The sequence below is a fragment of the Nocardioides lijunqiniae genome (assembly GCF_015024225.1).
Taxonomy (GTDB): Bacteria; Actinomycetota; Actinomycetes; order Propionibacteriales; family Nocardioidaceae; genus Nocardioides; species Nocardioides lijunqiniae.
In genome coordinates this window covers 34,515-57,947 of record NZ_JACJGM010000020.1, presented here as the reverse complement: position 1 = coordinate 57,947, position 23,433 = coordinate 34,515, and the positions used below count along the sequence as shown (strand labels likewise).

Genomic DNA, 23,433 nt, shown 5'->3' with positions numbered 1-23,433 from the left:
GGTCGCTCCGTCGGGACTATCCCGCCGAGTCGCGACCCGAGGACACCTCGACGACCTCGTCGGGGCGGTGGGGGAGGACGTGCTCGATGTAGTCGCGAGCGGTGTCGAAGATGCCGACCTCGTGGCCGGCCCGCTCGGAGAGGTACCAGCGGTGCACGAGCACCTCGTGGAAGAACTCCGCGGGCGGCAGCTTGCCGCGGTGCTCGGCCGGGATCATCGCCATCAGCGGCTCCCAGGTCCTGGTGAGCCAGCGGTTGGCGACCAGGGTGCGGTCCTCGCGGCCGAGGTCGTAGTGGGCGGTGAAGGCGGCGATGTCGTTGAGCAGCCGACGGGCCTGGCCGTCCTCGACGTTGAGCCCGGTGAGGGCCTGGAGCTCGCGGCGGTGGTGGCCGAGCTCGACGACCTTCGGCTGGATCCGCACCTGGTCGCCGCCGAGGTCGGTGACGATGTCGAGCTCGTCGACGTCGAAGCCGAGGTCGTTGAGCCGCTCGATGCGCTGCTCGATGCGCCACATCTCGTCGGCGGAGAACTCCTCGACGTCGGTCAGCTCGGCCCAGAGGGCGGCGTACCGCTCCCGGATGGAGGTCGCGATCTCGAGCGCCTGCGCGTGCTCGTCGAGCGATCCGCTGGCCTGCAGGTCGAGGAGCTCGGCGAAGACGTTCTCGGTGGCGATGGTGAGGTCGTAGTCGCGCATCTGCTGCGACAGGGTGCCGCGCAGCTCGCCGGTCTCGGCATCCACGAGGTACGCCGCGAAGCCGCCGGCGTTGCGCCGGAACAGCACGTTGGACAGCGACACGTCGCCCCAGAAGAAGCTCTCCAGGTGCAGGCGCACCAGCAGCACGACGAGCGCGTCCATCAGCGACGGCACGTTGTCGGCGGTGAGCCCGTGCGCGAAGAGGCTGCGGTAGGGCAGGGAGAACTGCAGGTGCTCGGTCAGCAGCGCCGCGGGCAGCTCCTCGCCGTGCTCGTCGACGCGGCCGGTCACGACGCCCTGGGGGAGGACGGCGGGCAGCCCGAGCCGGTTCAGGTCGCGCAGCAGGTGGTACTCCTTGAACGCGATCTCGGCGACGGTCTCCTTGATCGCGTAGGTGCGCGTGCCGAGCCGCACGATGCGGACGACGTGGCGCGACAGGCCGCGCGGCAGCGGCACGACGTACTCGTCGTCCCACTCCTCCAGGCAGGTCGCCCAGGGCAGCCGCAGCAGTGCGGGGTCGGGCCGGTTCGCCACGATGTGGAGCGCCATGGCCCTCAGACTAGACCCGCCAGACGGTGAGCCCCGGATGGTCGCTGGCGTGCGGCCCCACGGGGTCGGCCTCGGTCGACACCAACGGCTCGCCCAGCGAGACCAGGTCCGCGGGCAGGTCGACCGCCGGCCCCGGGGCGCGGCGGACGCAGACCAGGACCGAGCCGGCGGGGTGCTCGCGCAGGTACATCAGGCAGTCGTCGTCGACGTGCGCCCACCGCAGGCTGCCGCGGCGCAGGGCGACGTGCTCGGCGCGGGCCGCGGCCAGCGCGGAGTACGTCGTCAGGGTGGCGCGGTCCCAGGTCTCGGGGCGGTGCCAGGGCATCGGGCGGCGCGAGTCCTCGCCGGCGATCCCCTCGAGCCCGATCTCGTCGCCGGCGAAGACCATCGGGACGCCGGGCAGCGTGAACTGCAGGCCGGCCGCGACCCGGTGCAGGGCCGGGTCGCCGGTGACCGTGCGGATGCGGGCGCTGTCGTGGGAGCCGAGCACGTTCCACGACTGGCTGGTGGCGCGCCACCCGAAGCGCGCCAGCCACTCGCGCAGCGCCTGTTGCGCCGACGGCCCGCTGCGCCGCGGCACCGGGACGGGCCGCCCGAAGGCGCGGGCGGGGGAGGCGGGGTCGCGCAGCCACGACCAGACGGGCCAGGCGAAGCCGGAGTAGTTCATGGTGCCGTGCCAGCCCGCGCCGTCGAGATCGCCCGACGCGTCGTGGTTGTGCTCGCCGATGACCAGGCCGTCGGGGAGGCCCTCGGCGACCGTGCGCCGTACGTCGTGGGCGACGGCGTGGTTGACGTCGATCGCCCCGAGCCGGCCGGTCATGTTGGCGACGTCGATGCGCCAGCCGTCCACGTCGAACGGCGGTCGCAGCCAGCGCGCGACGACGCTGTCGGGCCCGGCGACCATCGCCCGCCGCACGCCGTCGTCGGCGTGGTTGAGCTTGGGCAGGCTCTGCCAGCCCATCCAGCACTCGTAGCTGCCGTCCGGCGCGAAGTGGTACCAGGTGCGCCGGTCCGACTCCGGGTCGGCGACGGCGTCGAGGAACCACTCGTGGGTGTCGCCGGTGTGGTTGGTCGTGAGATCGCCCAGGATCCGCCAGCCGCGCTCGTGGACGGCCGCGCTCAACCGGGCGTAGGCCTCGTCGCCGCCGAGCAGCGGGTCGACGCCGTCGAAGGTGGAGGCGTTGTAGCGGTGGTTGCTCTCCCCGGGGAACACCGGCGTCGTGTAGAGGATCGTCGCCCCCACCTCGGCCACGTGGTCGAGGTGCTCGACGACGCCGTCGAGGTCGCCGCCGTAGAGCTGGACCGCCGTACGCGGGTCGTCGAGCTCGAACACCACTTCGTCGTCCCACGCGGCCGGCAGGGCCCACGCCGGCGTGGGGCGCTCGTCGGCCTGCGCCGAGCGGGCGAAGCGGTCCGGGAACACCTGGTAGACGACGCCGTCGCGACCCCAGTCGGGCGCCGGCTCGTGCCAGCTGACAGTGAAGTCGAAGGCGTCGGGCCCGTCGTGCTCGACGATCCCGGCGGCGGTCAGCCAGCGCTGGGCTGGCGCGGTGACGGCGCCGTCGTCGCCGGCGGCGGGTCCGTCGGCGAGCAGGAAGCGGTAGTGGGTCACCGGGTTGTGCACCGGCAGCTCGGCCGACCACCACACGGTGCCGGTCGTGTCGTCCGGGTCGGTCGCCTCGCGCCGGCACTCGTGGAAGACCGGCTCGGCGTCGTACGTCGTGCGGACCCACGCCGCCGTCACGGGGTCGTCGACGTGGGTGCGCATCCGGACCGTCACCGTGCCGTCGGGCGTGGGCCGGTCGTCGGGGAGGTAGAGGGGGGACCCGTCGTGGTGGGGCTCGAGGAGGAGGCTCATGGCTCGAGGAACACCGCCCCGGTGCCGCGCGCGCCGGCGACGTCGCCGGGGTTGGTGAGCGCGCAGCTCTTCAGGCTGAGGCAGCCGCAGCCGATGCAGCCGTCGAGGCGCTCGCGCAGCAGCTCGATGCGGCGGATCTGCTCGTCGAGGCGCGGACGCCAGGCCTTGCTGAGGCGGTGCCAGTCGGACTTCGTGGGTGCCCGGCGGTCCGGCAGCGTGGCCAGCGCCTCGGCGATCTCGTCGAGCGACAGCCCGACCCGCTGGGCGGTGCGGATGAACGCCACCCGCCGCAGCTCGGCCTGCGGGTAGCGGCGCTGGTTGCCCGTCGTACGCCGGGAGTGCACCAGCCCCCGTGACTCGTAGAAGCGGATCGCGCTCGTCGCCACGCCCGACCTCTCCGCCAGTTGTCCCACCGTCAGCTCCACCCTGTCACCCTGCCGGTACCTCAACCGAACTTCAACATGCGGCCGCCCTCCGGTGGTCGAGCGCCCGTCGAGACCCGGTGAGCCGAACGCCGCGCTTGGCGCAGCCGGTGCGGAGACCAACTGCCGACGCTGAGTGTCGGCAGAGGTGCCGCCGATCCACAAACCTAGAACACGTTCTAGTCCGCTGGTACGCTCCGCGCCATGACCGAGACCCCCGCCTCCAGCCCGCGCGTCGTCGTCATCACGGGGGCGGCGTCCGGCATCGGGTTCGCGACGGCCGAGCTCTTCCGCGACCTGGGCGACACCGTCTTCGGGCTGGACATCCAGGCGACGGTCCCCGACGGCGTGACGTACGTCGAGTGCAACGTCGGCGACCGGGCGTCGGTGGACGCGGCGATCGCCACCTGCGCGGAGGGCGGGCGGATCGACGTGCTCGCCAACGTCGCGGGCATCGTGCAGTTCGGGCGGTTCGAGCAGATCTCCGACGCCGAGTGGGACCGCGTCCACGCGGTCGACCTCAAGGGTCCGTTCATGCTGATGCAGGCCGCGCTGCCCCACCTCAAGGCCAGCCGGGGCAACATCGTCAACGTCTCCTCCGTCGCCGGCAACGTCGCGCAGCCCTACGCGACGGCGTACGCCGCGGCGAAGGGCGGGCTCACCATGCTGACGAAGTCGCTCGCGCTCGAGCTGTCGCCGCACAGTGTGCGCGTCAACGCGATCTGTCCCGGCACCGTCGACACCCCGATCGTGTCGCACGTCGCCAGCATCTTCCCGCCGGACCTGGACGCCCGCGTCGCCGACCGCCTGATGATGATGCTGCCCGGGCGCGCGATCACTCCCGCCGAGCTCGGCTCCGCGATCGTCTACCTCGCCTCGAAGGAGGCGCGGATGATCACCGGCAGCGTGCTCGCCTTCGACGGCGGGATGAGCTAGGCCGACGTCCGGCGCTGGTCCAACTCGTCCTCGATGTACGCCGGTCGCGACACCGAGAGCCCGACCGCGAGCAGCGGGATCGTCAGCACGGTGAGCGCGACCAGCGGCACGGTCCAGCCGCCGCTGACGTCGTGCAGCAGACCGACGCCGAAGGGGCCGAGCGCCGCCAGCAGGTAGCCCGTCGACTGGGTGAAGCCGGACAGGGCGGCGGTGCCGGCGGGGGTGCGCGAGCGCAGCCCGATCTGGGTCAGGATCAGCGGGAACGTCGTGGTGCCGATGCCGACCAGGACCGCCCACAGGTAGGCGAGCTCGTACGGCGCCACGATCATGCCGATGTAGCCCACCGGGTAGCACGACAGGATCGCCCACACGAGCGGTCGCTGGTCGGGCATCCGGGCGGCCAGCGTGGGGATCACGAACGAGAGCGGGATGCTGACGCCCGTGACGACGCCGAGCAGGACCCCGGCCTGGGTGGCGGAGTAGCCGGAGTCGCGGAAGATCGCGGCGAACCAGCCGAAGATCGCGTAGGCCTGCAGCGACTGGATCCCGAAGAACAGCGCCATGCCGATGCCCAGGCGGGTGCGGGCCACGGCGAGCAGGCCGATGGGCGCGTGGCCGGCGCGGTCGCGGTCGCCGGTCGGTCGGTCGTGGCGCAGCAGCGCGAGCCAGGGCAGGGCGGCGATCGCGGCCGTGAAGGCCCAGACGGCCAGGCCGTCGCGCCAGCCGCCGGTCGCCTCGCTGATCGGCACCGTCGTCACCGAGGCGAGCGTGAGCCCGATGGCCAGGGCCGTGGAGTAGATCGACGTCATCAGCCCGGTGTGGTCGGGGAAGTGCGCCTTGATCAGGCTCGGGAGCAGCACGTTGGCGGTGGCCATGCCGGCCAGGGCCAGCAGGGACAGCGCGAGGAACGGGACCACGCTCTCCATGCGGGCGCGCAGGAACAGGCCGACCACGACGCTGAGCAGCGCGATCAGCGTGAGCCGGTGGCTGCCCACGGCGCGGGCGAAGCGCGGCGCCAGTCCGCCGAAGAGCGCGAACGCCAGCACCGGGAGCGAGGTCAGCACCCCGGCCTCGGTGCCCGACATCGAGAGGCCGGATCGGATCTCGTCGAGGACCGGGCCGACGCTCACGGCGGCGGGGCGGAGGTTGAAGGCCAGCACCACGATGCCGACCAGGACCAGGATCCGCGCAGCGCGGCTCTCGGTGGCGGGCGCGTCGGTCACCGGAGGAGTCTGTCAAAGGCCGGGCGGCTCCCGAGGGCGGGGTGTTGACTTCGAGTCGACTTGAAGTCCGAGCATGGTCGGCATGAGCGAGACGACCAGGCTGATGGGCCTGATGACCGGCGACGAGAAGCACTCGGACGCCGCCACCTCCACCCTCGACGTCCTGCGCGTGCTCTACGAGCGGGTGCTGGACGTCTCGCCCGAGCGCGTGGCCGACGTCGACCGCGACCGCCTCTACCTCTCCAAGGGCCACGGCCCCATGGCCTACTACGCCGTCCTCGCCGAGCGCGGCTTCTTCCCCGCCTCGTGGCTCGCCGGCTGGGGCGGCTACGACTCCCCGCTGGGGCACCACCCCGACCGCAACCTCGTGCCCGGCGTCGAGATCTCCTCGGGCTCGCTCGGGCACGGGCTGCCGCTCGCCGTCGGTACGGCGCTCGGCCTGCGGGCCCAGGGCATCGACTCGCGCGTCGTGGTCCTTGTCGGCGACGCCGAGCTGGACGAGGGCTCCAACCACGAGGCGCTCGCGCTGGCCGTGGCGCTCGAGCTCGACGCTCTCACGGTCGTGGTCGTGGACAACCGATCGGCGTCGTACGCCGTGGCGGGGCGGATCGAGGAGCGCTTCCGCACCGAGGGCTGGCATGCCGTGACCGTCGACGGCCGCGACCACGACCAGCTCGAGAAGGCGCTCGCGCACCGCGCGGTAGGTCGTCCGGGCGTCGTGGTGGCGGAGGTCGTGGAGGTGGTGGGGCGATGAGGGACGCGCGTCGACAGTTCGCGGCCACCGCGGCCGACCTGGTGGAGTCCGACGACTCCGTCGCGCTGGTCTACGCCGAGATCTCGGGGCAGTACCTGCGCGAGGTCGAGGCCCGACACCCCGACCGGGTGGTCAATGTCGGCATCCGCGAGCAGCTGCTCGTCAACGTCGGCGCCGGCATGGCGCTGACCGGGCTGCGGCCGATCGTGCACACGTTCGGGTCGTTCCTGGTGGAGCGTGCCTTCGAGCAGGTCAAGCTCGGCTTCGCCCACCAGGACGTCGGCGGCGTGCTGGTCGGGTCGGGCGGATCGTTCGACGTCTCGGGCGGGGGACGTACCCACCAGTCGCCCGGCGATGTCGCCCTCCTCGACACCCTGCCCGACATCTCGCTGCACGCACCGGGCAACGCGGTCGAGACCGACATGGTGCTGCGCTCGGCGGTGGCCGGCTCCGGCCTCCACTACGTGCGGGTCGTCGGCCAGGCCAACGCCTGCACGTTCGCGGTGACGTCGGGCAACTTCCACGTCGTACGCCGCGGCGCCGGCGCCACCGTGGTCGCGGTCGGGCCGGTGCTGGACGCAGTGGTGGCGGCCACGGCCGGGCGCGACGTGACCGTGCTCTACACCAGCACCGTGCGGCCCTTCGACGCCCGCGGCCTCCGCGCCGCGCTCGGCAGCCCCGAGGTGGTCCTGGTCGAGCCGTGGCTGGCCGGGACGTCGGCCCGTCACGTCGCCGACGCCCTGCGCGACGTGCCGCACCGCCTGCTCGCGCTCGGCGTCGACCGCGTCGAGCACCGCCGCTACGGCACCCCCGAGCAGCACGTCGGCGCCCACGGCCTCGACGCCGCCGGCATCGCCCGCGCGCTCGAGGAGTTCCTGCGCCCTGCCGCGCGATGCGGCGGGCAGGGTGCGAACCGTCGGGCCGCCACCGCCTAGGATTGCCGCGCGCGAGAGCGCGCGCCGCGTTAGCTCAGTTGGCAGAGCATCGCCCTTGTAATGCGAATGTCGAGAGTTCGATTCTCTCACGCGGCTCTGTCGGTGGCTGCTCCTAGCGTGCTGGACATGTTCCAGTGCGCCGGATGCGGATCGACCACGGAAGGTCGCAGGTCACGGGTCTTCTGCAGCCTTTCGTGTCAGAGGGCTCACGAGCGCGCCTTGCTCGTGCAGATCTGGCTCGAGACCGGCGTGGCGCATCCCGGCACCGGCAAGGGGCACTACGTGCGTCGGTACATCGCTCAGGAGCAGCAGGAGCGGTGCGCCTTGTGCGGCTGTCCCTCCACCTGGAACGGGCAACCGTTGACTTTCGTGCTCGATCACGTCGATGGCGACGCCTCCCACAATGGGCGAGACAACCTACGACTCGTGTGCCCGAACTGCGATTCCCAGTTGCCGACGTTCAAGAGCCGCAACAGGGGGCGCGGGCGCTTTGCGCGCCGTGAGCGTTACGCCGAAGGCAGGTCCTACTGACGCTCAGCGCAGCCGCCGCACCGGGAAGCGGTCGGCGGGGTCGGCGATGGCGTCCTGGGCGGCGACGAGCTGGATCTCGCGGGTGCCGGCGGCCAGCGTGGCCTCGAGGATGCCGAACACCGACGAGGTCGTGCGGCCCAGGGCGAGCTCGGGGGAGCCGGTCGTGCGCAGGTGGGCGAGGTAGAGCGCCGCCGTGACGTCGCCGCAGCCGTTGGGCGTGATCGGGAGCAGCGGTGTGGTGACCGCCCAGGCGCCGGCGTCGGAGACGGCGACCACGTCGAGGGTGTCGGGCGCGGAGTCGCCGTGCAGGACGCTCGTGACGAGGACGTCGCGGGGGCCGCCCTCGCGCACCACGTCGACGGCCGCGAGCACCTCGTCGATGGTGGTCGTGGTCGTGCCGGCGAGGAAGTCGAGCTCGAAGTGGTTGGGCGTGATCACGTCGGCGGCGGGGACGACGGTGTCGCGCAGGAACTCCGGGATGCCCGGCCGCACGAACATGCCCCGGCCCACGTCGCCCATCACCGGGTCGCAGCAGTAGACGGCGTCGGAGTTGGCCGCCTTCACCCGGGCGACGGCGTCGAGGATGACCTGGCCCATCGCCGGGTCGCCCTGGTAGCCGGACAGCACCGCGTCCACCTCGCCCAGCACGCCGCGGTCGCCGATGCCGGCGATCACCTCGGCCACGTCGTTGGGCGCGAGCAGCGGCCCGCGCCACGCGCCGTACCCGGTGTGGTTGGAGAAGTGCACCGTGATGACCGGCCACACCTCGTGGCCGAGGCGCTGGAGCGGGAAGACGGCCGCGGAGTTGCCGACGTGGCCGTAGGCGACGGAGGACTGGATCGAGAGGATCTGCACGCTCCGAGTGTCGTCGTGGAAGGGTGTACGGAGCAAACTAGAACGCGTTACAGTTGTGGCCGCCATCACCCCGACTGACGCGAGGACCACACCCATGGCCAAGGCTGCTCCCCCCCGGAACGAAGCGGACTACGTGGTGGTCGGGTCCGGCAGCTCCGGCGCCGCGATCGCCGGCCGCCTGGCCCAGTCGGGCGCCAGCGTCATCGTGCTCGAGGCCGGCAAGAGCGACGACCAGTACCTGGTGAAGAAGCCCGGGATGATCGGACCGATGCACTCGGTCCCGCAGATCAAGGCCCGCGTCGACTGGGGCTTCTACTCCACGCCGCAGAAGCACCTCCTGGACCGCAAGATGCCGGTCCCGCGCGGCAAGGTCGTCGGCGGCTCCAGCTCCATCAACGGCATGGTCTACGTGCGCGGCAACCGCGCCAACTACGACGCCTGGGCAGCCGAGGGCAACACCGGCTGGTCGGCCGACGAGGTCAACGAGGCCTACCGGCGCATGGAGGACTTCGAGGGCGGGCCCGACCAGTACCGCGGGTCCGGCGGGCCGATCAAGGTCACCCGCAACCGCGCGCCGCAGGAGGGGTCGCTGCAGTTCATCCAGGCGACCTCCGACGCCATGGGCGTGAAGATCCTCGACGACTACAACGGCGAGTCCCAGGAAGGCGTCAGCCGGATGCAGCAGAACGCGTCCGACGGGCTGCGCTACAGCGCCTCGCGCGGCTACATCCACCACCTCGACGTGCCGTCCCTGCAGCTGCAGTCGGAGGTCATGGTCACCAAGGTCGTCATCGACAACGGGCGCGCCACGGGCGTCGAGGTCACCGACAAGGACGGCTCGCGCCGCACGGTGCGCGCGGGCAAGGAGGTCATCCTCTCGGCCGGCTTCGTCGGGTCGGCCCAGCTGCTGATGCTCTCCGGCGTCGGGCACGCGCAGCACCTCATCGACCACGGCATCAAGGTGATCGCCGACCTGCCCGTCGGCGACAACCTGCACGACCACATGTTCCACGCGCTGACCTTCCACACCACGACGTCGAAGATGCGCGGCAACGCCTTCTTCTTCGCCAAGGGCGTGGCCCAGGAGGCGCTGCGGCCGGGCAAGACGTTCCTCGCCAACTCGGTCTTCGAGTCGGTGGCCTTCCTGCGCACCTCGCAGGCGACCGACGTACCCGACCTGCAGCTGCACCTGCTGCCGTGGTCCTACGTCTCGCCCAACCAGGACGAGCCGATCCAGCACAAGGTCGACCCGCGTACGTCGCTCACGCTGCTCTCGACACTGATCTACCCCAAGAGCCGCGGCACCCTGCGCCTGGCCTCGTCCGACCCGACGGCGGCGCCGCTGATCGACTTCCAGTACCTCGCGGACCCGGCCGACCTGGAGGTGCTCGCGGAGGGCTCGGAGATGGTGCGCGAGATCATGGGAGGCGCGGCGTTCGGCGGCGCGGTCAAGGAGGAGATCCACCCCGGTGCGAGCGTGAAGGGCCAGGCCCTGCGCGACGCGATCCTCAACCGCGCGACGTCGGTCTACCACGGTGTCGGCACCTGCCGGATGGGCGTCGACGAGCTCGCGGTCGTCGGGCCCGACCTCAAGGTGCGCGGCATCGAGGGGCTGCGCGTCTGCGACGCCTCGATCATGCCGTCGATCACCGGCGGCAACACCAACGCACCGGCGATCATGATCGGCGAGCGCGGCGCCGACCTCGTCCTCGGCGGCGCCCGCGCGGGGTCCTGACATGACGCTGCAGCGCCCCGCGTCGATCACCGACGCGTTCCTCCAGCGGCTGGTCGCCCGCATCCCGTCGACCAGCGGCGGCACGTGGAAGCTCACCGAGGTCTACACCGGCGAGGTCCTGGTCGAGCTGCCCCAGTCGACGCCCGCCGACATCGAGCGGGCCTTCGCCACCGCACGCACGGAGCAGCGCGAGTGGGCCTCGTGGCCGCTGAAGAAGCGGCTGGCCGTCTTCAAGCGCGCGCACAGGCTCTTCGTCGACAACGCGGTCACCACGACCGACCTGATCCAGGTCGAGAGCGGCAAGAACCGGCGGATGGCGATCGAGGAGAGCTGCGACCCGCCGATGGTGATGAGCCACTACATCAAGCGGGCGCCGCACCTGCTCGCGCCGGTCAAGCGCGGCGGGCCGGTGCCGTTCCTCACCACCTCGACCGAGATCCGCCAGCCCAAGGGTGTCGTCGGCGTCATCGCGCCGTGGAACTTCCCCTTTGCCACCGGCCTCTCCGACGCCGTGACCGCCCTGATCGCGGGCAACGGCGTCGTGCTGAAGCCCGACAACAAGACCGCGCTCTCGCCGCTCTACGGCATCCAGATGCTGGAGGACGCCGGGCTGCCGAAGGGCTTGTTCCAGGTGGTCTGCGGCGAGGGCCCGGACGTCGGGCCGACGCTCATCGACAACGCCAACTACGTGATGTTCACCGGCTCCACCGCGACCGGCCGGGTGATCGGCGAGCGCGCCGGGCGCAACCTCATCGGCTGCTGCCTCGAGCTCGGCGGCAAGAACCCGATGATCGTGCTCGACGACGCCGACATGGAGGAGACCGTGCAGGGCGCGGTCTTCGGCGTGTTCGGCAACACCGGCCAGATCTGCATGCACATCGAGCGGATCTACCTCCCGGAGTCGCGCTACGACGAGTTCAAGACCCGCTTCACCGCGGCGGCCGAGGCGCTGAACGTCGGCGCGACGTACGACTTCGGCCCCGAGATGGGCTCGCTGGTCTCGCCCGACCACAAGGAGCGCGTCCAGTCGCACGTCGACGACGCGGTCGCCAAGGGCGCCACGGTCGTCACCGGCGGCAGGGCTCGTCCCGACCTGGGGCCGGCGTTCTTCGAGCCCACGATCCTCGAGGGCGTCACCAAGGACATGCTCGCCGGCTCCACCGAGACGTTCGGCCCGGTGGTGGGGCTGCACCGCTACCGCACCGTCGACGAGGCCGTCGAGCTCGCCAACGACACCGAGTACGGCCTCAACGCCTCGGTCTGGGGCGGCGACCTGTCGCGCGCCGAGGCGGTGGCGCGACGCATCCACTCCGGCAACGTCAACGTCAACGACATCCTCGCCACGGCGTTCGCGTCCAAGGGCACGCCCTCGGGCGGCGTGAAGCAGTCGGGCGTGGGCGCCCGTCACGGCGACCAGGGCCTGACCAAGTACACCGATGTGCAGAACCTCGCCGTCCTCAAGAAGCAGGTCATGGGGGCCCGGCCCGGCCAGGACTACGACGAGTACGTGAAGGGGATGCTGTCGGGGCTGCGGATGATGCGCAAGACGCGGATCCGCTGACGCCCTATCGTCCGGTGCCGATTGCGGGTACCTCTAGAGCATGAAGCTCACCCGGGTCGCGGCCCTCGGCGCCGCGGCGCTCGGTGCGGTCGCCGCACACGACCTCACCCAGCGCAAGCACGCCATCCTGCGCACGTTCCCCGTCGTGGGGCACCTGCGCTTCCAGCTCGAGCGGTTCGGCCCCGAGCTGCGCCAGTACATCGTCACCTCCAACGACGAGGAGCGGCCGTTCAGCCGTGACCAGCGGCGCTGGGTCTACGCCTCCTCGAAGCTGGAGAACTCCTACTTCGGCTTCGGCACCGACAACGACGTCGAGAACGTCGTCGGCTACCCGATCATCAAGCACCGCACGTTCACCGGGCCGGGCGCCGCGACCGGACGGCACGCCGAGGAGGGCGTCCCGGTGCCGGCCGCCAAGGTCATCGGCGCCGCCCGGGGCCGGGCCAAGGCCTTCCGGCCGCCGTCGGTGGTCAACATCTCCGGCATGAGCTTCGGCTCGCTGTCGGCCAACGCGATCGAGGCGCTCAACCGCGGGGCCGACCTCGCCGGCTGCCTGCAGAACACCGGGGAGGGCGGGCTCTCGCCGTACCACCGCAACGGCGGCGACCTGGTCTTCCAGATCGGCACGTCCTACTTCGGCTGCCGCGACGAGCACGGCCGCTTCGACCTGGCGCGGCTCAAGGACCTGGTCGCCGGCGCGCCGGTCCGGGCGCTGGAGATCAAGCTGTCGCAGGGCGCCAAGCCGGGCCTCGGCGGGATGCTGCCCGCCGCGAAGGTCAGCGACGAGATCGCCGCGATCCGCGGGATCAAGGCCGGGGTCGACTGCGCCTCACCGAGCCGGCACGAGGTCTTCCACGACGTCGACTCGATGCTGGACTTCGTCGAGATGATCGCCGCCGAGACCGGGCTGCCGGTCGGCATCAAGTCGGCCGTGGGCAACCTGGACTTCTGGGACCACCTGGTCGCGGAGATGGCCGGCGGGCAGCGCGGCGTCGACTTCGTCAACATCGACGGCGGCGAGGGCGGCACCGGCGCGGCGCCGATGGTCTTCGCCGACTCCGTGGCCTACCCGTTCCGGATCGGCTTCAGCGAGGTCTACCGGCGCTTCGCCGCCGCCGGGCTCACCGACGACGTGACGTTCATCGGCGGCGGCAAGCTCGGCATCCCCGAGACCGCGACCGTGGCGTTCGCGCTGGGCGCGGACCTGATCCAGGTGGGCCGCGAGGCGATGCTCGCGATCGGCTGCATCCAGGCCCAGAAGTGCCACACCGACCACTGCCCGACCGGCGTCGCGACGCAGAACGCCTGGCTCCAGCGCGGGCTGGACCCGACGCTGAAGTCCGTGCGCGCCGCCAACTACGTGACCTCCCTGCGCCGCGACCTGATCAAGGTCAGCGAGGCCGTCGGCGTCGTCCACCCGGGTCTGATCGGGCCCGAGGACGTCGACCTGCTCGACGGCACCCGCTCGCGGGTCTCGCTGCGCGAGCTCTACGGGTACGAGCCGGGCTGGGGCGAGCTCGGCCCGGCCCTGCAGGAGGACGTGCGCCGGCTGATGGCCGTCCCCGGCTCGGAGCGTCCCGCGGACGTCGCGGCGGGTGCGTCGGGGCCGGCGTAGCGGGAGCAGGGTTTTCAGCAGATGCTGAAAAACCTGAGGTTCTGGGCCAGAACTCTGGCCCAGAAGTGACAGGAAATGCCCAGAGGCTGCGGGGTGTCGGGGTCAGGCCATCTGGAGTGAGCGCTTCGACAGCCCCATCCAGAAGCCGTCGATGACCTGGATGCCGGGGTCGTCGGGGGTGGTGGCGGCGCCGAGGGTGACGAACAGGGGCGTGTAGTGCTCCACCGTGGGGTGGGCGTAGGGCATGCCGGGGGCCTCTGCGCGGTAGTTGGCGAGCGCGTCGACGTCGCCGCGGGCCAGCGCCTCGCCGGCCCAGGCGTCGAACTCCTGCGACCAGCCGGGCGCGGCCGCCTCGATGCGGAACTCCTTCAGGAACGGCAGCCCGTGGGTGAGGAACCCGCTGCCGATGATCAGCACGCCCTCGTCGCGCAGCGGGCGCAGCCTCTCGCCGAGGGCCAGCAGGCGCGCGGGGTCCTGGGTGGGCAGGGACATCTGGAGGACCGGGATGTCGGCCTCCGGGTACATGATCCGCAGCGGCACCCACGCGCCGTGGTCGAGGCCGCGCGAGGTGTGCTGGTGGACCGGCTCGGTGGCCGGCATCATCGCCGCGACCCGCTTGGCGAGTGCGGTGGCGTCGGGGGTCTCGTAGGTCATCCGGTAGTACTTCGCGTCGAAGCCACCGAAGTCGTAGACGAGCGGGGCGCCGTTGGCGCTCAGGCTGACCGGTGCCGACTCCCAGTGCGCGCTGACGATCAGGATCGCCTTCGGGCGCGGGAGGTCGCGCGCCCACGCGGCAAGCTCACCCGACCAGATCGGGTCGTCGAGCAGGGGCGGCGCGCCGTGGCCGAGGTAGAGAGCGGGCATCCGGTAGTTCATGTTTCAACTATATCCCGGACGTCAAGCGGGACGGCTAGGGGAGCGACCAGTCCACGGCCTGTCCGCCGCGCTCCTCGAGGAGCCGGTTGACTCGGGAGAAGGGGCGCGAGCCGAAGAAGCCCCGGGACGCCGACAGGGGAGAGGGGTGCGCCGACTCGACCCAGGGGACGGGGCCGAGCAGCGGCTTGAGCGACTGGGCGTCGCGGCCCCACAGGATCGCCGCGACCGGCGGGCCGCCGTCGGCCACGCGCCGCACGAGGGCGGTGATCGCGCACTCGGTGACCTCCTCCCAGCCGCGACCGCGGTGGGAGGCCGACTCGGTCGGACGCACGGTCAGGACCCGGTTGAGGAGCATCACGCCCTGCTCGGACCACGCGGTCAGGTCGCCGTGCTCAGGAGTGGCGAGACCGAGGTCGGTGCCCAGCTCGCGGTAGATGTTGGCGAGGCTGCGCGGCACGGGTCGCACGTGCGCGTCGACGGCGAAGCTCAGGCCGATCGGGTGTCCGGGAGTGGGGTAGGGGTCCTGCCCGACGACGAGGACGCGCACGTCCGCCAGGGGGCGGCGGAAGGCCCGGAAGACGTGGTCGCCGGCCGGGAGGTAGTCGCGCCCGGCGGCGAGCTCGTCGCGCAGGAACGCGCCCATGCGGCCGATCCGGTCGTCGACCGGTGCGAGGGCCTCCGCCCAGTCCGGTGCCATCAGTCCCTTGTCCACCAGGCCCGCGAGTGCGCTCATGGGTACATCCCACCAGGGTCGGGTTGGCGGTGATGAGAGGCGGGGCGTGGGGCCGAGAAACATAAACATGTGTCGGCTTCGTCTTTTGGCTCTACTCTTGCGTCGTGACATCGCACGCGGCCGAGTCCGCGCCTCCCCGCCGGCGCCGGGTGCCCACCCAGGTCCGGAGCCGTCGCAAGGTCGAGCACCTCCTGGACACCGCCTCGCGGCTGGTGGTCGAGCACGGCGTCGAGGCGCTGACGACCCGCGACATCGCGCTCGCCTCGGGCGTCCCGGTGGCGTCGCTGTACCAGTACTTCGCCGACAAGGAGGACGTCCTGATCGCGCTGGCCGAGCGCGACATGGCGGAGATGGACGACCAGGTGCTGGCCGACCTCGCGAGCCTGCGCGAGCTCACCTTGGAGTCGCTGGTCCGCACGACGATGGGTGCCTTCGTCACCGTCTACCGACGCCGGCGCGCCTTCGTCGAGATCTACCTGCGCGGGCGCACCAACGTGGCGCTGCACCAGTTCGGTCGCGAGCACAACGCCCGGGTGGCCGCGACGCTGCGAGGGTTCGCGATCGAGAAGGGCCTGGCGCTGCCGACGCTGCCCGTGAAGACGGCACTCCTGGCCGTCGAGATCGGCGACCGCGTCTTCCAGCTGGCCTACGAGCACGACGACGAGGGGGACGCCGAGCTGGTCGAGGAGGGCATCATCCTCGTGACGGCCTACCTCCAGCGCTACGCCGTGCCCGCCTCCAGCCTCCGGGTCCAGCCGTGACGAGCGACGACCTGCGCGCCTCCGTGGCGGCGGCGTCGCGGCGCCTGGCCGAGGCCGGGCTCCTCGTCGGCACGGCGGGCAACGTCAGCGCCCGCCAGGGAAACCGGGTCGCCGTCACGGCTTCCGGCGTCGTCCTCGGCGACTGCACCACCCACGACGTCACCGTCGTCTCGACCGACGGTCGGGTGCTCGAGGGCGCCCTGCGCCCCACCTCCGAGCTCGACCTGCACCTCGGGCTCTACGCCACCACGGCCGCGGCCGCCGTCGTGCACACCCACGCGCCCTACAGCACCGCGGTCGCCTGCGTCCTGGACGAGCTGCCGGTCCTCCACTACCAGCAGCTGGCCCTCGGCGGGGCGGTGCGCGTCGCGCCGTACGCGACGTTCGGCACCCCCGAGCTCGCCGTCCACGTGCGCGACGCGCTGGTCGACCGGCAGGCGGCGCTGATGGCCAACCACGGCTCGGTCGCCGTCGGCGCCGACCTGGCCCAGGCCGTCGAGCACGCGCTGCTCCTGGAGTGGCTCGCGACTCTCCACCACCGCGCCAGCGTCCTCGGGACGCCCCGCACCCTGACCGGGGCCGACCAGGCCGCGGTGGTCGCCGCGGCCATCGCCCGCAGCTACGGAACCCCGCAGGAGAACCCATGAGAGTCGCCGCCGTCGGCGTGCACGTCCTCGACACCCACGTGATCGGCGTCGAGTCCATCCCGCAGGGCTCGGACGGCCAGCTCGTCGAGACCATCCGGTGGTCACCGGCCGGCACGGCGGGCGGCACCGCCGTGGTGCTCGCGCGGCTCGGTGCGGAGGTGCTGTCCCTCGGCGCGATCGGGACCGACGTCATCGGCGACACCTTGCTCGCGCTCCTCGGGCGCGAGGGCGTCGACGTGTCGGGGCTGGTGCGCAAGCCGGACCACCAGACCTCCTCGTCGGTGATCCCGGTTCGCCCCGGCGGCGACCGACCGGCCTGGCACTGCATCGGCGCCAACGGTGCGTTCACGCTCGACGACCTGGACCTCGGTGCGCTGGAGGGCATCACCCACCTGCACCTCGGCGGGCCGGAGTTCCTCGGCGGGGAGGCCGCCGGGCAGCTGCTCGCGCACGCGCACTCCCTCGGCGCGACGACGTCGCTGGACGTGCTCGCCCCTGGCGACCCCGACATGCTCGCCTGGATCGCCGGCGCCCTGCCCCACACCGACTACCTGCTTCCGAACGACGAGCAGGTGCTGGGCTTCACCGGCGCCACCGACCTCGCCGAGGGCGCCCGCGCCCTGCTCGCCGCCGGTGCCGGCTGCGTCGCGGTCACCCGGGGCGCGAAGGGCGCGCTCGTCGTCACCTCCGACGACGTCGTCGAGGTGGCGGCGTACCCGGTGGAGGTCGTCGACACGACCGGCTGCGGCGACGCGTTCTCGGCCGGCTTCCTGCGCGGGCTCGCGCTCGGCCACGACGCCGCTGCGGCGGCGCGACTCGGGTGCGCCACCGCGGCCCAGGTCGCGCAGGGGCTCGGCACCGACGCCGGCTCCTACTCCCTGGAGTCGGTGAGCGCCCTCGCTGGGTGAGCGCCCGTAGGTTGGTGCCCATGGCTGCCACCCAGGTCACCGACGTCCCCGCCCAGCACCGCTTCGAGATCACCGCCGACGGCACGCTCGCCGGGTTCGCCGAGTACGAGCTCTCCGAGGGCGTCATGGACCTCACCCACACCGTCGTCCGTGACGAGTTCGAGGGCAAGGGCATCGGCGGGACGCTGGTCAAGCACGCGCTGGACGCCGCCCGCGACCGTGGCCTGCGGGTCGTCCCGTCGTGCCCCTTCGTCGCGAGCTACATCGAGCGTCACCCGGCGTACGCCGACCTCGTCGCCTGAGAGGTCCGGGACACGCCTCGGTCGTTGAGGTGCGAGCCTCGAAACGACCCCACCGGTGGTTGAGGTGCGAGGCGCCAGCGAGCCTCGAAACCACCCCGCTTGTGCGGGGCTGGTGTTGGCCCGCGCGCTAGCAGCCCGGGTCTCGGCGTCAAGGAGCTTCGCCCGCTTCGCGGCGGCTTCGCCGTCCTTGACTCCGAGCCTCTCCCGGGCTGCTTTGGCGGCGCACGGGCGGCGGCGGCTTCGCCGCGCCGCCCGCAAACAGCGCGGGCCCTGCCTATTGGTCATCAGCGTCGGCAGTTCGCGCCTCACGTCGACGTCTCCACGCTTGGCCGGCCTGGTGTGGCGACCAACTGCCGACACTGAGTGTCGGTTGTCGCACCACCAGTCACACCAGCACCATGAGGAGGGGTGCCGCGCAATTGCGCGGGCGGCGCGGCGAAGCCGTGTCGCCCCGTGCGCCGTCAAGCCGGTCGAGAGAGGCTCCGGGTCAAGGACGGCGCAGCCGCCGCGAAGCGGGCGAAGCTCCTTGACGCGGAGACGCGACCGGCTAGCGCGCGGCACCCCAGTCCGGCCCCGAGGAGACAGCCAGAGGTGCAGGGGTCTCGACGGACGCTCGTCGCTGGCGCTCCTCGCTGCTCGACCACCGGTTGGGTGCGGTGGGGTGGTTTCGAGGCTCGCTGCGCTCGCACCTCAACCACCGTAGGCTGGTGGTGGTGCCTGGCAGTGGCCTCGTCAGGCGCCGGGGCGTGACGGGCGGGAGAGGCGGTCGAGGAAGGCGAGCAGGACGGCCTCGCGGAGGGCGGGGGAGGCGACGTCGAGGAGGGCGTTGATGTCGGCCTTGCGGTCGGGCAGCGCCAGCCCCTCGTCGGCGGAGGCGGCGCCGAGGAGGCCCGCCGCCGCGAGCAGGCCGTCGAAGTCCTCCTCGGTGATCGAGGCCGGGTCCAGCGACGCGATGTACGCCGCCACGCCGGCGTCGACCTGCACCGGCCCGGACTGCGCCGCGACCCGCACCGACTCGGCGAGCGAGGCGAGGAAGTCCTCGACGTGCGCCAGGGTGGCGGCGCTGACGGAGAGGTGGATGTTGGCCGGGACGTCGCCGTAGGTGAGCTGGGGCTGGACGTACCAGTCGCGGGCGCCCATCTCGTCGCTCACCGTGAACGGGTCGCACGTGTCGTCGGTCGTCAGGGCGACGAGCGTGGAGTCGGGCGGGGCGAGCAGCCGCAGGCCCGGGATCTCCGCGATCCCGGCGGCGATCCGGTCGGTGGCCTCGAAGACGTCGCGGGCGAGCTTCTCGTAGCCCGCGTCGCCCAGCATCTGCACGACCGCCCACGCACCGGCGGTGGGGCCGCCGGACCTCGTCGACTGCATCGTGGAGTTGAGCATCGTGTAGCCCGGCCAGTCGGCCGAGGCGAAGAACTGCGGTCGCCGCAGCGCGGGCGTCGCGTGCAGCAGCAGGGAGACGCCCTTGGGGGCGTAGCCGTACTTGTGCAGGTCGACCGAGACCGACGTGACGCCCGGGACCGCGAAGGTCCACGGCGTGACCTCGCGGCCCAGCCTGGCGGCGTAGGGCAGCACCCACCCGCCGATGCAGGCGTCCACGTGGCAGCGGACCCCGCGCTCGGCGGCGGCCGCCGCGATCTCGGTGACCGGGTCAACGACCCCGTGCGCGTACGACGGCGCGCTGGCCACCACGAGCACCGTGGTGTCGTCGACGGCGGCCGCCATCGCGGCGGCGTCGGCGCGGTGGTCGGGGCCGCACGGCACGACCACCGCGCGCACGCCGAAGTAGTGGGCAGCCTTGTGGAAGGCGGCGTGGGCCGAGCTCGGCAGCACCATCGAGGGCGAGGCCACGTCGAGGCGCGAGTCGCGCGCGGTCTGCACGGCCAGCAGCACCGACTCGGTGCCGCCCGAGGTCACCGAGCCGACGACCGTCTCAGGTGCGTCGAGCAGCCCGGCGGCGAAGGCGACCAGGTCGTTCTCCATCTGCAGCAGGCTCGGGAAGGCCGTGGGGTCCAGGCCGTTGGAGCCGGCGAAGGCCGCGACCGCGTCGCGCCCGACCTGCTCGACCTCGGCCATGCCGGAGTCGTAGACGTAGGCCAGGGTGCGGCCACCGTGGACCGGGACGTCGCCGGCGCGCATGAGCGCGAGGCGGGCGAGGATGTCGGCGGAGCGGGTCATGCGTCGACCTCCGAGGCGTCGAGGGTGTAGCGGCTCAGCCACCAGAGGCTGAGCAGCGTGAGGGCGGCGGGCAGGAGCGAGAAGCCGAGGACGATCGCGGTCAGCGCCGAGTCGGGCTGGACCGCGTCGCCGTCGGTGCTGGAGCGGTAGTCGCCGAGCGCGAGCACCAGCGCGAAGACGCCGGGTCCGAGCGCCAGGCCGAGGGTCTCGCCCGCGGTCCAGACGCCGGTGTAGACGCCGGCCCGGTTGGTGCCCGTGCGCCGGGCGTCGACGGCGGCCGCGTCGGGCAGCATCGCCATCGGGAACACCTGGCAGCCGGCGTACCCGACGCCGACCAGACCCGTCGCGAGGAACACCACGGCCGCGGGCGCCGACTGGGCGAGGGCCGCGAGGGCGGCGCCGGCGGCGAGGATCAGCGAGGCGTAGAGGTAGCCGCGCTTCTTGCCGATGCGGCCGCCGATCGCCGACCACACCGGCGTCAGCAGCAGCGCCGGGCCGACGAAGCACACGAACAGGACCGTGGCGGCGCCCTTGCTGTCGAGCACGTCCTCGGCGAGGTAGGCGACGCCGGCGAGCATGCAGCCGGTCGCGAGCGCCTGGATGACGAAGGTGATGAGCAGGTTGCGGAAGTCGTGGGCGGTGGCCACGATGCGCAGCTGGTCGCGCAGCGACCCCGGGCCGGCCTCGACGGAGCCGACCGGGGCGTGGCGGGTGCCGCGGTAGGAGCCGACGACGCCGATCGCGATGATCAGCGCCATCACGACGCCCATGACGCGGTAGCCGTCGCGCCCGCCGACGGCGTCGCGGATCACCGGTGCGGTCGCTCCCGCCAGCATGATCGTGAAGGCCAGGATCGCCACTCGCCAGGTCATCAGCCGGGTGCGCTCGTCGTACGACGAGGTCATCTCGGCCGGCATCGCGACGTAGGGCACCTGGAAGAACGCGTAGGCCGTGGCGCAGGCCAGGAACGCCACCAGCACCCAGGCGGCCTCGGCGACCTTCGAGCCCAGCTCGGGAGCGGCGAAGATGACCGCGAAGGCCACCGACAGCGTCAGCCCGGCCCGCAGCAGCCAGGGACGCCGCGGCCCACGCGGGTCGACGGTCCGGTCGCTGATGCGTCCGGCGATCGGGTTGAGGATCACGTCCCACGCCTTCGGCAGGAACACGATGACACCGGCCACGATGGCCGTGATCCCGAGGCTGTCGGTGAGGTAGGGCAGCAGCATGAGCCCCGGGACGGTGCCGAAGGCGCCGGTGGCGACGGACCCCGATCCGTAGCCGATGCGAACGGCGCGAGGCAGGGCGGCGGTGGTCGCCACGGGTGCGGACATGTCCCGCACCCTAGGACGCCACCGCCGCTCGCGGGGTCAGATCCCGCAGCTCGGCGCGCTCCACGACCGGCCGGCGCGCACGTCGACGTGCACGTGGTCGTCGTGGTCGGGGTAGCCCGGACCGAAGATCGCGCCGAAGCCCGCGGAGCGGGAGCCCTGGGCGATGGTGCACAGGCTGGTCGAGGAGCCGACCAGGTCGAGGGCGGTGCCGTAGGTGTGCTGACCGGTGCCGCTGCCGCCGACCTGGCGGTCGCAGGCCTGCGAGCGGAAGCCCGAGGTCACGGTCAGCGGCCGGTCGCCCAGCCGGTGCCGCAGCGCCTCGGCGCGCCACATCGCGCGCAGCAGGTTCCGCTGCACGGTCGCCGCGCCCACCGAGCCGCCGCTGTAGCCGCCGGCGCCGCAGCCGCCGTCCACCTCGGCGTAGGAGAAGTGGATCGGGGTGCAGTCGGGATCCTGGAGCTCGTAGATCTTGGCGTACGTCGCCGGGCCGGCGACGCCGTCCGCGCTCAGGCCGTACGCCGCCTGGAAGCCGCGCACCGCCTGGGTCGTCTGGGCGCCGTAGCTGCCGTCGATGGCCATGTTGACGCCGTACCCGGCCCAGCCCGCCACGCGGACCTGGAGCTGGGCGACGTCGTCGCCGGTGGCGCCGGGACTGAGGCTGCGGCCCCAGGAGTAGCACTCGTCGGCATGGGCGGGGGCGGTGGTGGCGGTGGTGAGTGCCACGAGGCTGGTCAGGGTGACCAGCGCCGCCACGAGAGAGGCACGCATCCGGGACATGGGGGAGACCTTCCGTCGGGAACAGGTGCCGGTCCCCTGCCCCGCGCGCCGCCCCGGAAACCGGAACCTTCCGGCGTGGCGCCTAGTTCGAGAGCCTCCGCGACGCCTTCGAGCCGTGCTGGCGCCGGCCCGTGCCGATCGCGGGACCCGGCGGCGCGGTGGGCTCAGTGGGCTCGGCCGGCCACTGGGTGAACCAGTCGTCCAGCGCGGGCCAGGTGGTGGTGCGGGACTCGCGGCCGGTCAGCAGCCCGAGGTGGCCGCCGGGCACGATCTCCAGCTGCACCTCGGGAGCGCCGTCGAGGAGGTCGACCAGGGGCCGGACCGCCTTCAAGGGAGCGATGCCGTCGGTGGCGCCGGCGACCACGAGCACCGGCTTGTTGACGGCGGCCAGCTCGACGGTGCGGTCGCCGAGCTCGATCTCGCCGGCGACGAGCGCGTTGCCCCGCACGAACCGGTGGTAGAGCTGCCCGTAGGTGCGGCCGGAGTAGGCGGACATGCCGGCCGTGAAGCGGTCGACGGCCTCGATCTGCGCCAGGAACTCCGCGTCGTCGAGGCGCGTGCCGACCGCGAGCGGCTTCGCCACGAGCCGCTGGACCGGGCCGAGGTCGGCGGCCCACTTGACGATCGGGATGCTGCCGAGCACCTGCGCGCCCCGACCGGTCAGGCCGCCGGCCTTCCTGGGGTCGAGCAGCGGACGGGGCGGTGCCACGAGCGGCACCTGCGCGAGGTCGACGGGGGAGCCGAGCAGCGCCAGCGACGCGATCGGCAGCGTCGGGTCGTCGGCCGCGGTCAGCAGCGCCAGGATCCCGCCGAGGCTCCAGCCCACGAGGTGGACCGGTCGTCCGCCGGCCTGCTCGGAGACCTCACGGACGGCAGTGGGCAGGACGTCCTCGACCCACGGGTCCAGCGCGAGGTCACGGTCGGTCAGTGACAGCTCGCCGTACTCGACGAGGTACGTCGGCCGCCCGCCGACGACCAGGTGCTCGACCAGCGAGCACCCCCGGCGCAGGTCGTAGCAGAGGGAGGGCGCCGCCGGGGGCGTCACCAGCAGGACCGGGTCGGACTGCGCGGCCACGGTGGTGGCCGGGCGGTAGTGGTAGAGCTCGCGCAGCGGGCCCTCGTCGACGAGGGTGCGCGGCATCGGGCGGAGGTCGGCGAGCCCCCCTCGCACGAGCAGGGTGGCCACGTTGCCCGCCGCCGAGACGACCTGACCGGGCTTGGGGATCAGATCCATGTCCAGAACCTACCCCCG

Annotated in this window: 22 protein-coding genes and 1 tRNA gene; 12 read left to right on the top strand and 11 right to left on the bottom strand. The window is 72.5% G+C overall.

All coding sequences use genetic code 11. From position 1 onward, the window contains the following. Positions 1-16: 16 nt before the first annotated feature. The 3 genes from IRQ30_RS13460 to soxR are packed head-to-tail and all read right to left on the bottom strand — an operon-like array spanning position 17 to position 3,514. Positions 17-1,243 (bottom strand): DUF4032 domain-containing protein, encoded by a 1,227-nt coding sequence (locus IRQ30_RS13460; RefSeq protein ID WP_193613393.1) that lies wholly within the window; start codon positions 1,241-1,243, stop codon positions 17-19. A 10-nt stretch (positions 1,244-1,253) separates the two neighbouring features. After that, complete coding sequence (locus IRQ30_RS13455; RefSeq protein WP_193613391.1) at positions 1,254-3,101, bottom strand: glycoside hydrolase family 13 protein; 1,848 nt, start codon at positions 3,099-3,101, stop codon at positions 1,254-1,256. Next, the gene (gene soxR / locus IRQ30_RS13450; protein WP_338089704.1) at positions 3,098-3,514 is read right to left on the bottom strand and encodes a redox-sensitive transcriptional activator SoxR; all 417 of its coding nucleotides are present in this window, start codon (positions 3,512-3,514) and stop codon (positions 3,098-3,100) included. The genes IRQ30_RS13455 and soxR overlap by 4 nt, the downstream gene beginning before the upstream one ends. 213 nt (positions 3,515-3,727) lie before the next feature. On the opposite strand from soxR, the gene IRQ30_RS13445 reads away from it, so the two are divergent. Further along, positions 3,728-4,459, top strand: a complete 732-nt coding sequence (locus IRQ30_RS13445; RefSeq protein WP_193613388.1) for an SDR family NAD(P)-dependent oxidoreductase — start codon at positions 3,728-3,730, stop codon at positions 4,457-4,459. Here IRQ30_RS13445 and IRQ30_RS13440 read toward each other — a convergent pair. Continuing rightward, the gene (locus IRQ30_RS13440) at positions 4,456-5,682 is read right to left on the bottom strand and encodes an MFS transporter (protein ID WP_193613386.1); all 1,227 of its coding nucleotides are present in this window, start codon (positions 5,680-5,682) and stop codon (positions 4,456-4,458) included. The genes IRQ30_RS13445 and IRQ30_RS13440 overlap by 4 nt on opposite strands. Positions 5,683-5,764: 82 nt before the next feature. On the opposite strand from IRQ30_RS13440, the gene IRQ30_RS13435 reads away from it, so the two are divergent. The 4 genes from IRQ30_RS13435 (at position 5,765) to IRQ30_RS13420 (ending at position 7,902) form a co-directional block, all read left to right on the top strand. After that, entirely contained in the window at positions 5,765-6,436 is a 672-nt protein-coding gene (locus IRQ30_RS13435; protein WP_227467553.1) for a thiamine pyrophosphate-dependent enzyme, read from the top strand. Next, positions 6,433-7,371 carry a transketolase family protein gene (locus IRQ30_RS13430; protein ID WP_193613382.1) on the top strand — a complete coding sequence of 313 codons (939 nt, stop codon included), beginning with the start codon at positions 6,433-6,435 and terminating at the stop codon, positions 7,369-7,371. Before IRQ30_RS13435 ends, IRQ30_RS13430 begins: the two co-directional genes overlap by 4 nt. A gap of 23 nt (positions 7,372-7,394) precedes the next feature. Continuing rightward, positions 7,395-7,467 (top strand) — tRNA-Thr (locus IRQ30_RS13425). Between the two features lie 123 nt (positions 7,468-7,590). Continuing rightward, entirely contained in the window at positions 7,591-7,902 is a 312-nt protein-coding gene (locus tag IRQ30_RS13420; RefSeq protein WP_227467552.1) for an HNH endonuclease signature motif containing protein, read from the top strand. A 3-nt stretch (positions 7,903-7,905) separates the two neighbouring features. On the opposite strand, the gene pdxY is transcribed toward IRQ30_RS13420, so the two are convergent. After that, complete coding sequence (pdxY, locus tag IRQ30_RS13415) at positions 7,906-8,757, bottom strand: pyridoxal kinase PdxY (protein ID WP_193613378.1); 852 nt, start codon at positions 8,755-8,757, stop codon at positions 7,906-7,908. A gap of 94 nt (positions 8,758-8,851) precedes the next feature. Here pdxY and IRQ30_RS13410 point away from each other — a divergent pair, with 94 nt between their 5' ends. From IRQ30_RS13410 to IRQ30_RS13400, 3 genes are read left to right on the top strand one after another with little or no spacing between them, the layout of a single operon-like run. Continuing rightward, positions 8,852-10,492 carry a GMC family oxidoreductase gene (locus IRQ30_RS13410; protein ID WP_193613377.1) on the top strand — a complete coding sequence of 547 codons (1,641 nt, stop codon included), beginning with the start codon at positions 8,852-8,854 and terminating at the stop codon, positions 10,490-10,492. Position 10,493: 1 nt separating this feature from the next. Then, entirely contained in the window at positions 10,494-12,053 is a 1,560-nt protein-coding gene (locus IRQ30_RS13405) for a succinic semialdehyde dehydrogenase (RefSeq protein WP_193613375.1), read from the top strand. A gap of 40 nt (positions 12,054-12,093) precedes the next feature. Continuing rightward, a complete protein-coding gene (locus IRQ30_RS13400; RefSeq protein WP_193613373.1) occupies positions 12,094-13,668 on the top strand; it encodes an FMN-binding glutamate synthase family protein in 1,575 nt (524 codons plus the stop codon). A gap of 102 nt (positions 13,669-13,770) precedes the next feature. Here IRQ30_RS13400 and IRQ30_RS13395 read toward each other — a convergent pair whose 3' ends face one another. Together IRQ30_RS13395 and IRQ30_RS13390 are read right to left on the bottom strand one after the other, a co-directional pair. Continuing rightward, positions 13,771-14,544: a dioxygenase family protein gene (locus IRQ30_RS13395; protein ID WP_193613371.1), complete on the bottom strand. Its 774-nt coding sequence runs from the start codon at positions 14,542-14,544 to the stop codon at positions 13,771-13,773. 34 nt (positions 14,545-14,578) lie between these two features. Continuing rightward, a complete protein-coding gene (locus IRQ30_RS13390; protein WP_193613369.1) occupies positions 14,579-15,277 on the bottom strand; it encodes a uracil-DNA glycosylase in 699 nt (232 codons plus the stop codon). Between the two features lie 104 nt (positions 15,278-15,381). Between IRQ30_RS13390 and IRQ30_RS13385 the strand changes: the two genes are divergently transcribed. From IRQ30_RS13385 to IRQ30_RS13370, 4 genes are read left to right on the top strand one after another with little or no spacing between them, the layout of a single operon-like run. After that, on the top strand, positions 15,382-16,038 hold the full coding sequence (locus tag IRQ30_RS13385) for a TetR family transcriptional regulator (RefSeq protein WP_193613367.1): 657 nt from the start codon (positions 15,382-15,384) through the stop codon (positions 16,036-16,038). Continuing rightward, entirely contained in the window at positions 16,035-16,685 is a 651-nt protein-coding gene (locus IRQ30_RS13380) for a class II aldolase/adducin family protein (RefSeq protein WP_193613365.1), read from the top strand. Before IRQ30_RS13385 ends, IRQ30_RS13380 begins: the two co-directional genes overlap by 4 nt. Beyond that, entirely contained in the window at positions 16,682-17,593 is a 912-nt protein-coding gene (locus tag IRQ30_RS13375; protein WP_193613363.1) for a carbohydrate kinase family protein, read from the top strand. Before IRQ30_RS13380 ends, IRQ30_RS13375 begins: the two co-directional genes overlap by 4 nt. 20 nt (positions 17,594-17,613) lie before the next feature. Then, positions 17,614-17,895 (top strand): GNAT family N-acetyltransferase, encoded by a 282-nt coding sequence (locus IRQ30_RS13370; protein WP_193613361.1) that lies wholly within the window; start codon positions 17,614-17,616, stop codon positions 17,893-17,895. 732 nt (positions 17,896-18,627) lie between these two features. On the opposite strand, the gene IRQ30_RS13365 is transcribed toward IRQ30_RS13370, so the two are convergent. From IRQ30_RS13365 to IRQ30_RS13350, 4 genes are all read right to left on the bottom strand, one after another. Further along, positions 18,628-20,073, bottom strand: coding sequence for a pyridoxal phosphate-dependent decarboxylase family protein (locus tag IRQ30_RS13365; protein WP_193613359.1), 1,446 nt, complete (start codon positions 20,071-20,073; stop codon positions 18,628-18,630). Then, positions 20,070-21,404, bottom strand: coding sequence for an MFS transporter (locus IRQ30_RS13360; RefSeq protein ID WP_193613357.1), 1,335 nt, complete (start codon positions 21,402-21,404; stop codon positions 20,070-20,072). The genes IRQ30_RS13365 and IRQ30_RS13360 overlap by 4 nt, the downstream gene beginning before the upstream one ends. A gap of 36 nt (positions 21,405-21,440) precedes the next feature. After that, the gene (locus tag IRQ30_RS13355; RefSeq protein WP_193613356.1) at positions 21,441-22,181 is read right to left on the bottom strand and encodes a D-Ala-D-Ala carboxypeptidase family metallohydrolase; all 741 of its coding nucleotides are present in this window, start codon (positions 22,179-22,181) and stop codon (positions 21,441-21,443) included. Between the two features lie 82 nt (positions 22,182-22,263). Next, the gene (locus IRQ30_RS13350; protein WP_193613354.1) at positions 22,264-23,415 is read right to left on the bottom strand and encodes an alpha/beta fold hydrolase; all 1,152 of its coding nucleotides are present in this window, start codon (positions 23,413-23,415) and stop codon (positions 22,264-22,266) included. Positions 23,416-23,433: the final 18 nt, after the last annotated feature.

Bases quoted from the DNA above. Each gene is read 5' to 3' on its own strand.
- IRQ30_RS13400 (WP_193613373.1), top strand. From the start codon at position 12,094: ATGAAGCTCACCCGGGTCGCGGCCCTCGGCGCCGCGGCGCTCGGTGCG.
- IRQ30_RS13430 (WP_193613382.1), top strand. From the start codon at position 6,433: ATGAGGGACGCGCGTCGACAGTTCGCGGCCACCGCGGCCGACCTGGTG.
- IRQ30_RS13460 (WP_193613393.1), bottom strand. From the start codon at position 1,243: ATGGCGCTCCACATCGTGGCGAACCGGCCCGACCCCGCACTGCTGCGG.
- IRQ30_RS13445 (WP_193613388.1), top strand. From the start codon at position 3,728: ATGACCGAGACCCCCGCCTCCAGCCCGCGCGTCGTCGTCATCACGGGG.
- IRQ30_RS13405 (WP_193613375.1), top strand. From the start codon at position 10,494: ATGACGCTGCAGCGCCCCGCGTCGATCACCGACGCGTTCCTCCAGCGG.
- IRQ30_RS13365 (WP_193613359.1), bottom strand. From the start codon at position 20,073: ATGACCCGCTCCGCCGACATCCTCGCCCGCCTCGCGCTCATGCGCGCC.
- IRQ30_RS13355 (WP_193613356.1), bottom strand. From the start codon at position 22,181: ATGTCCCGGATGCGTGCCTCTCTCGTGGCGGCGCTGGTCACCCTGACC.
- IRQ30_RS13395 (WP_193613371.1), bottom strand. From the start codon at position 14,544: ATGAACTACCGGATGCCCGCTCTCTACCTCGGCCACGGCGCGCCGCCC.
- IRQ30_RS13350 (WP_193613354.1), bottom strand. From the start codon at position 23,415: ATGGATCTGATCCCCAAGCCCGGTCAGGTCGTCTCGGCGGCGGGCAAC.
- IRQ30_RS13360 (WP_193613357.1), bottom strand. From the start codon at position 21,404: ATGTCCGCACCCGTGGCGACCACCGCCGCCCTGCCTCGCGCCGTTCGC.
- IRQ30_RS13390 (WP_193613369.1), bottom strand. From the start codon at position 15,277: ATGAGCGCACTCGCGGGCCTGGTGGACAAGGGACTGATGGCACCGGAC.
- IRQ30_RS13375 (WP_193613363.1), top strand. From the start codon at position 16,682: ATGAGAGTCGCCGCCGTCGGCGTGCACGTCCTCGACACCCACGTGATC.
- IRQ30_RS13435 (WP_227467553.1), top strand. From the start codon at position 5,765: ATGAGCGAGACGACCAGGCTGATGGGCCTGATGACCGGCGACGAGAAG.
- IRQ30_RS13455 (WP_193613391.1), bottom strand. From the start codon at position 3,101: ATGAGCCTCCTCCTCGAGCCCCACCACGACGGGTCCCCCCTCTACCTC.
- IRQ30_RS13370 (WP_193613361.1), top strand. From the start codon at position 17,614: ATGGCTGCCACCCAGGTCACCGACGTCCCCGCCCAGCACCGCTTCGAG.
- IRQ30_RS13410 (WP_193613377.1), top strand. From the start codon at position 8,852: ATGGCCAAGGCTGCTCCCCCCCGGAACGAAGCGGACTACGTGGTGGTC.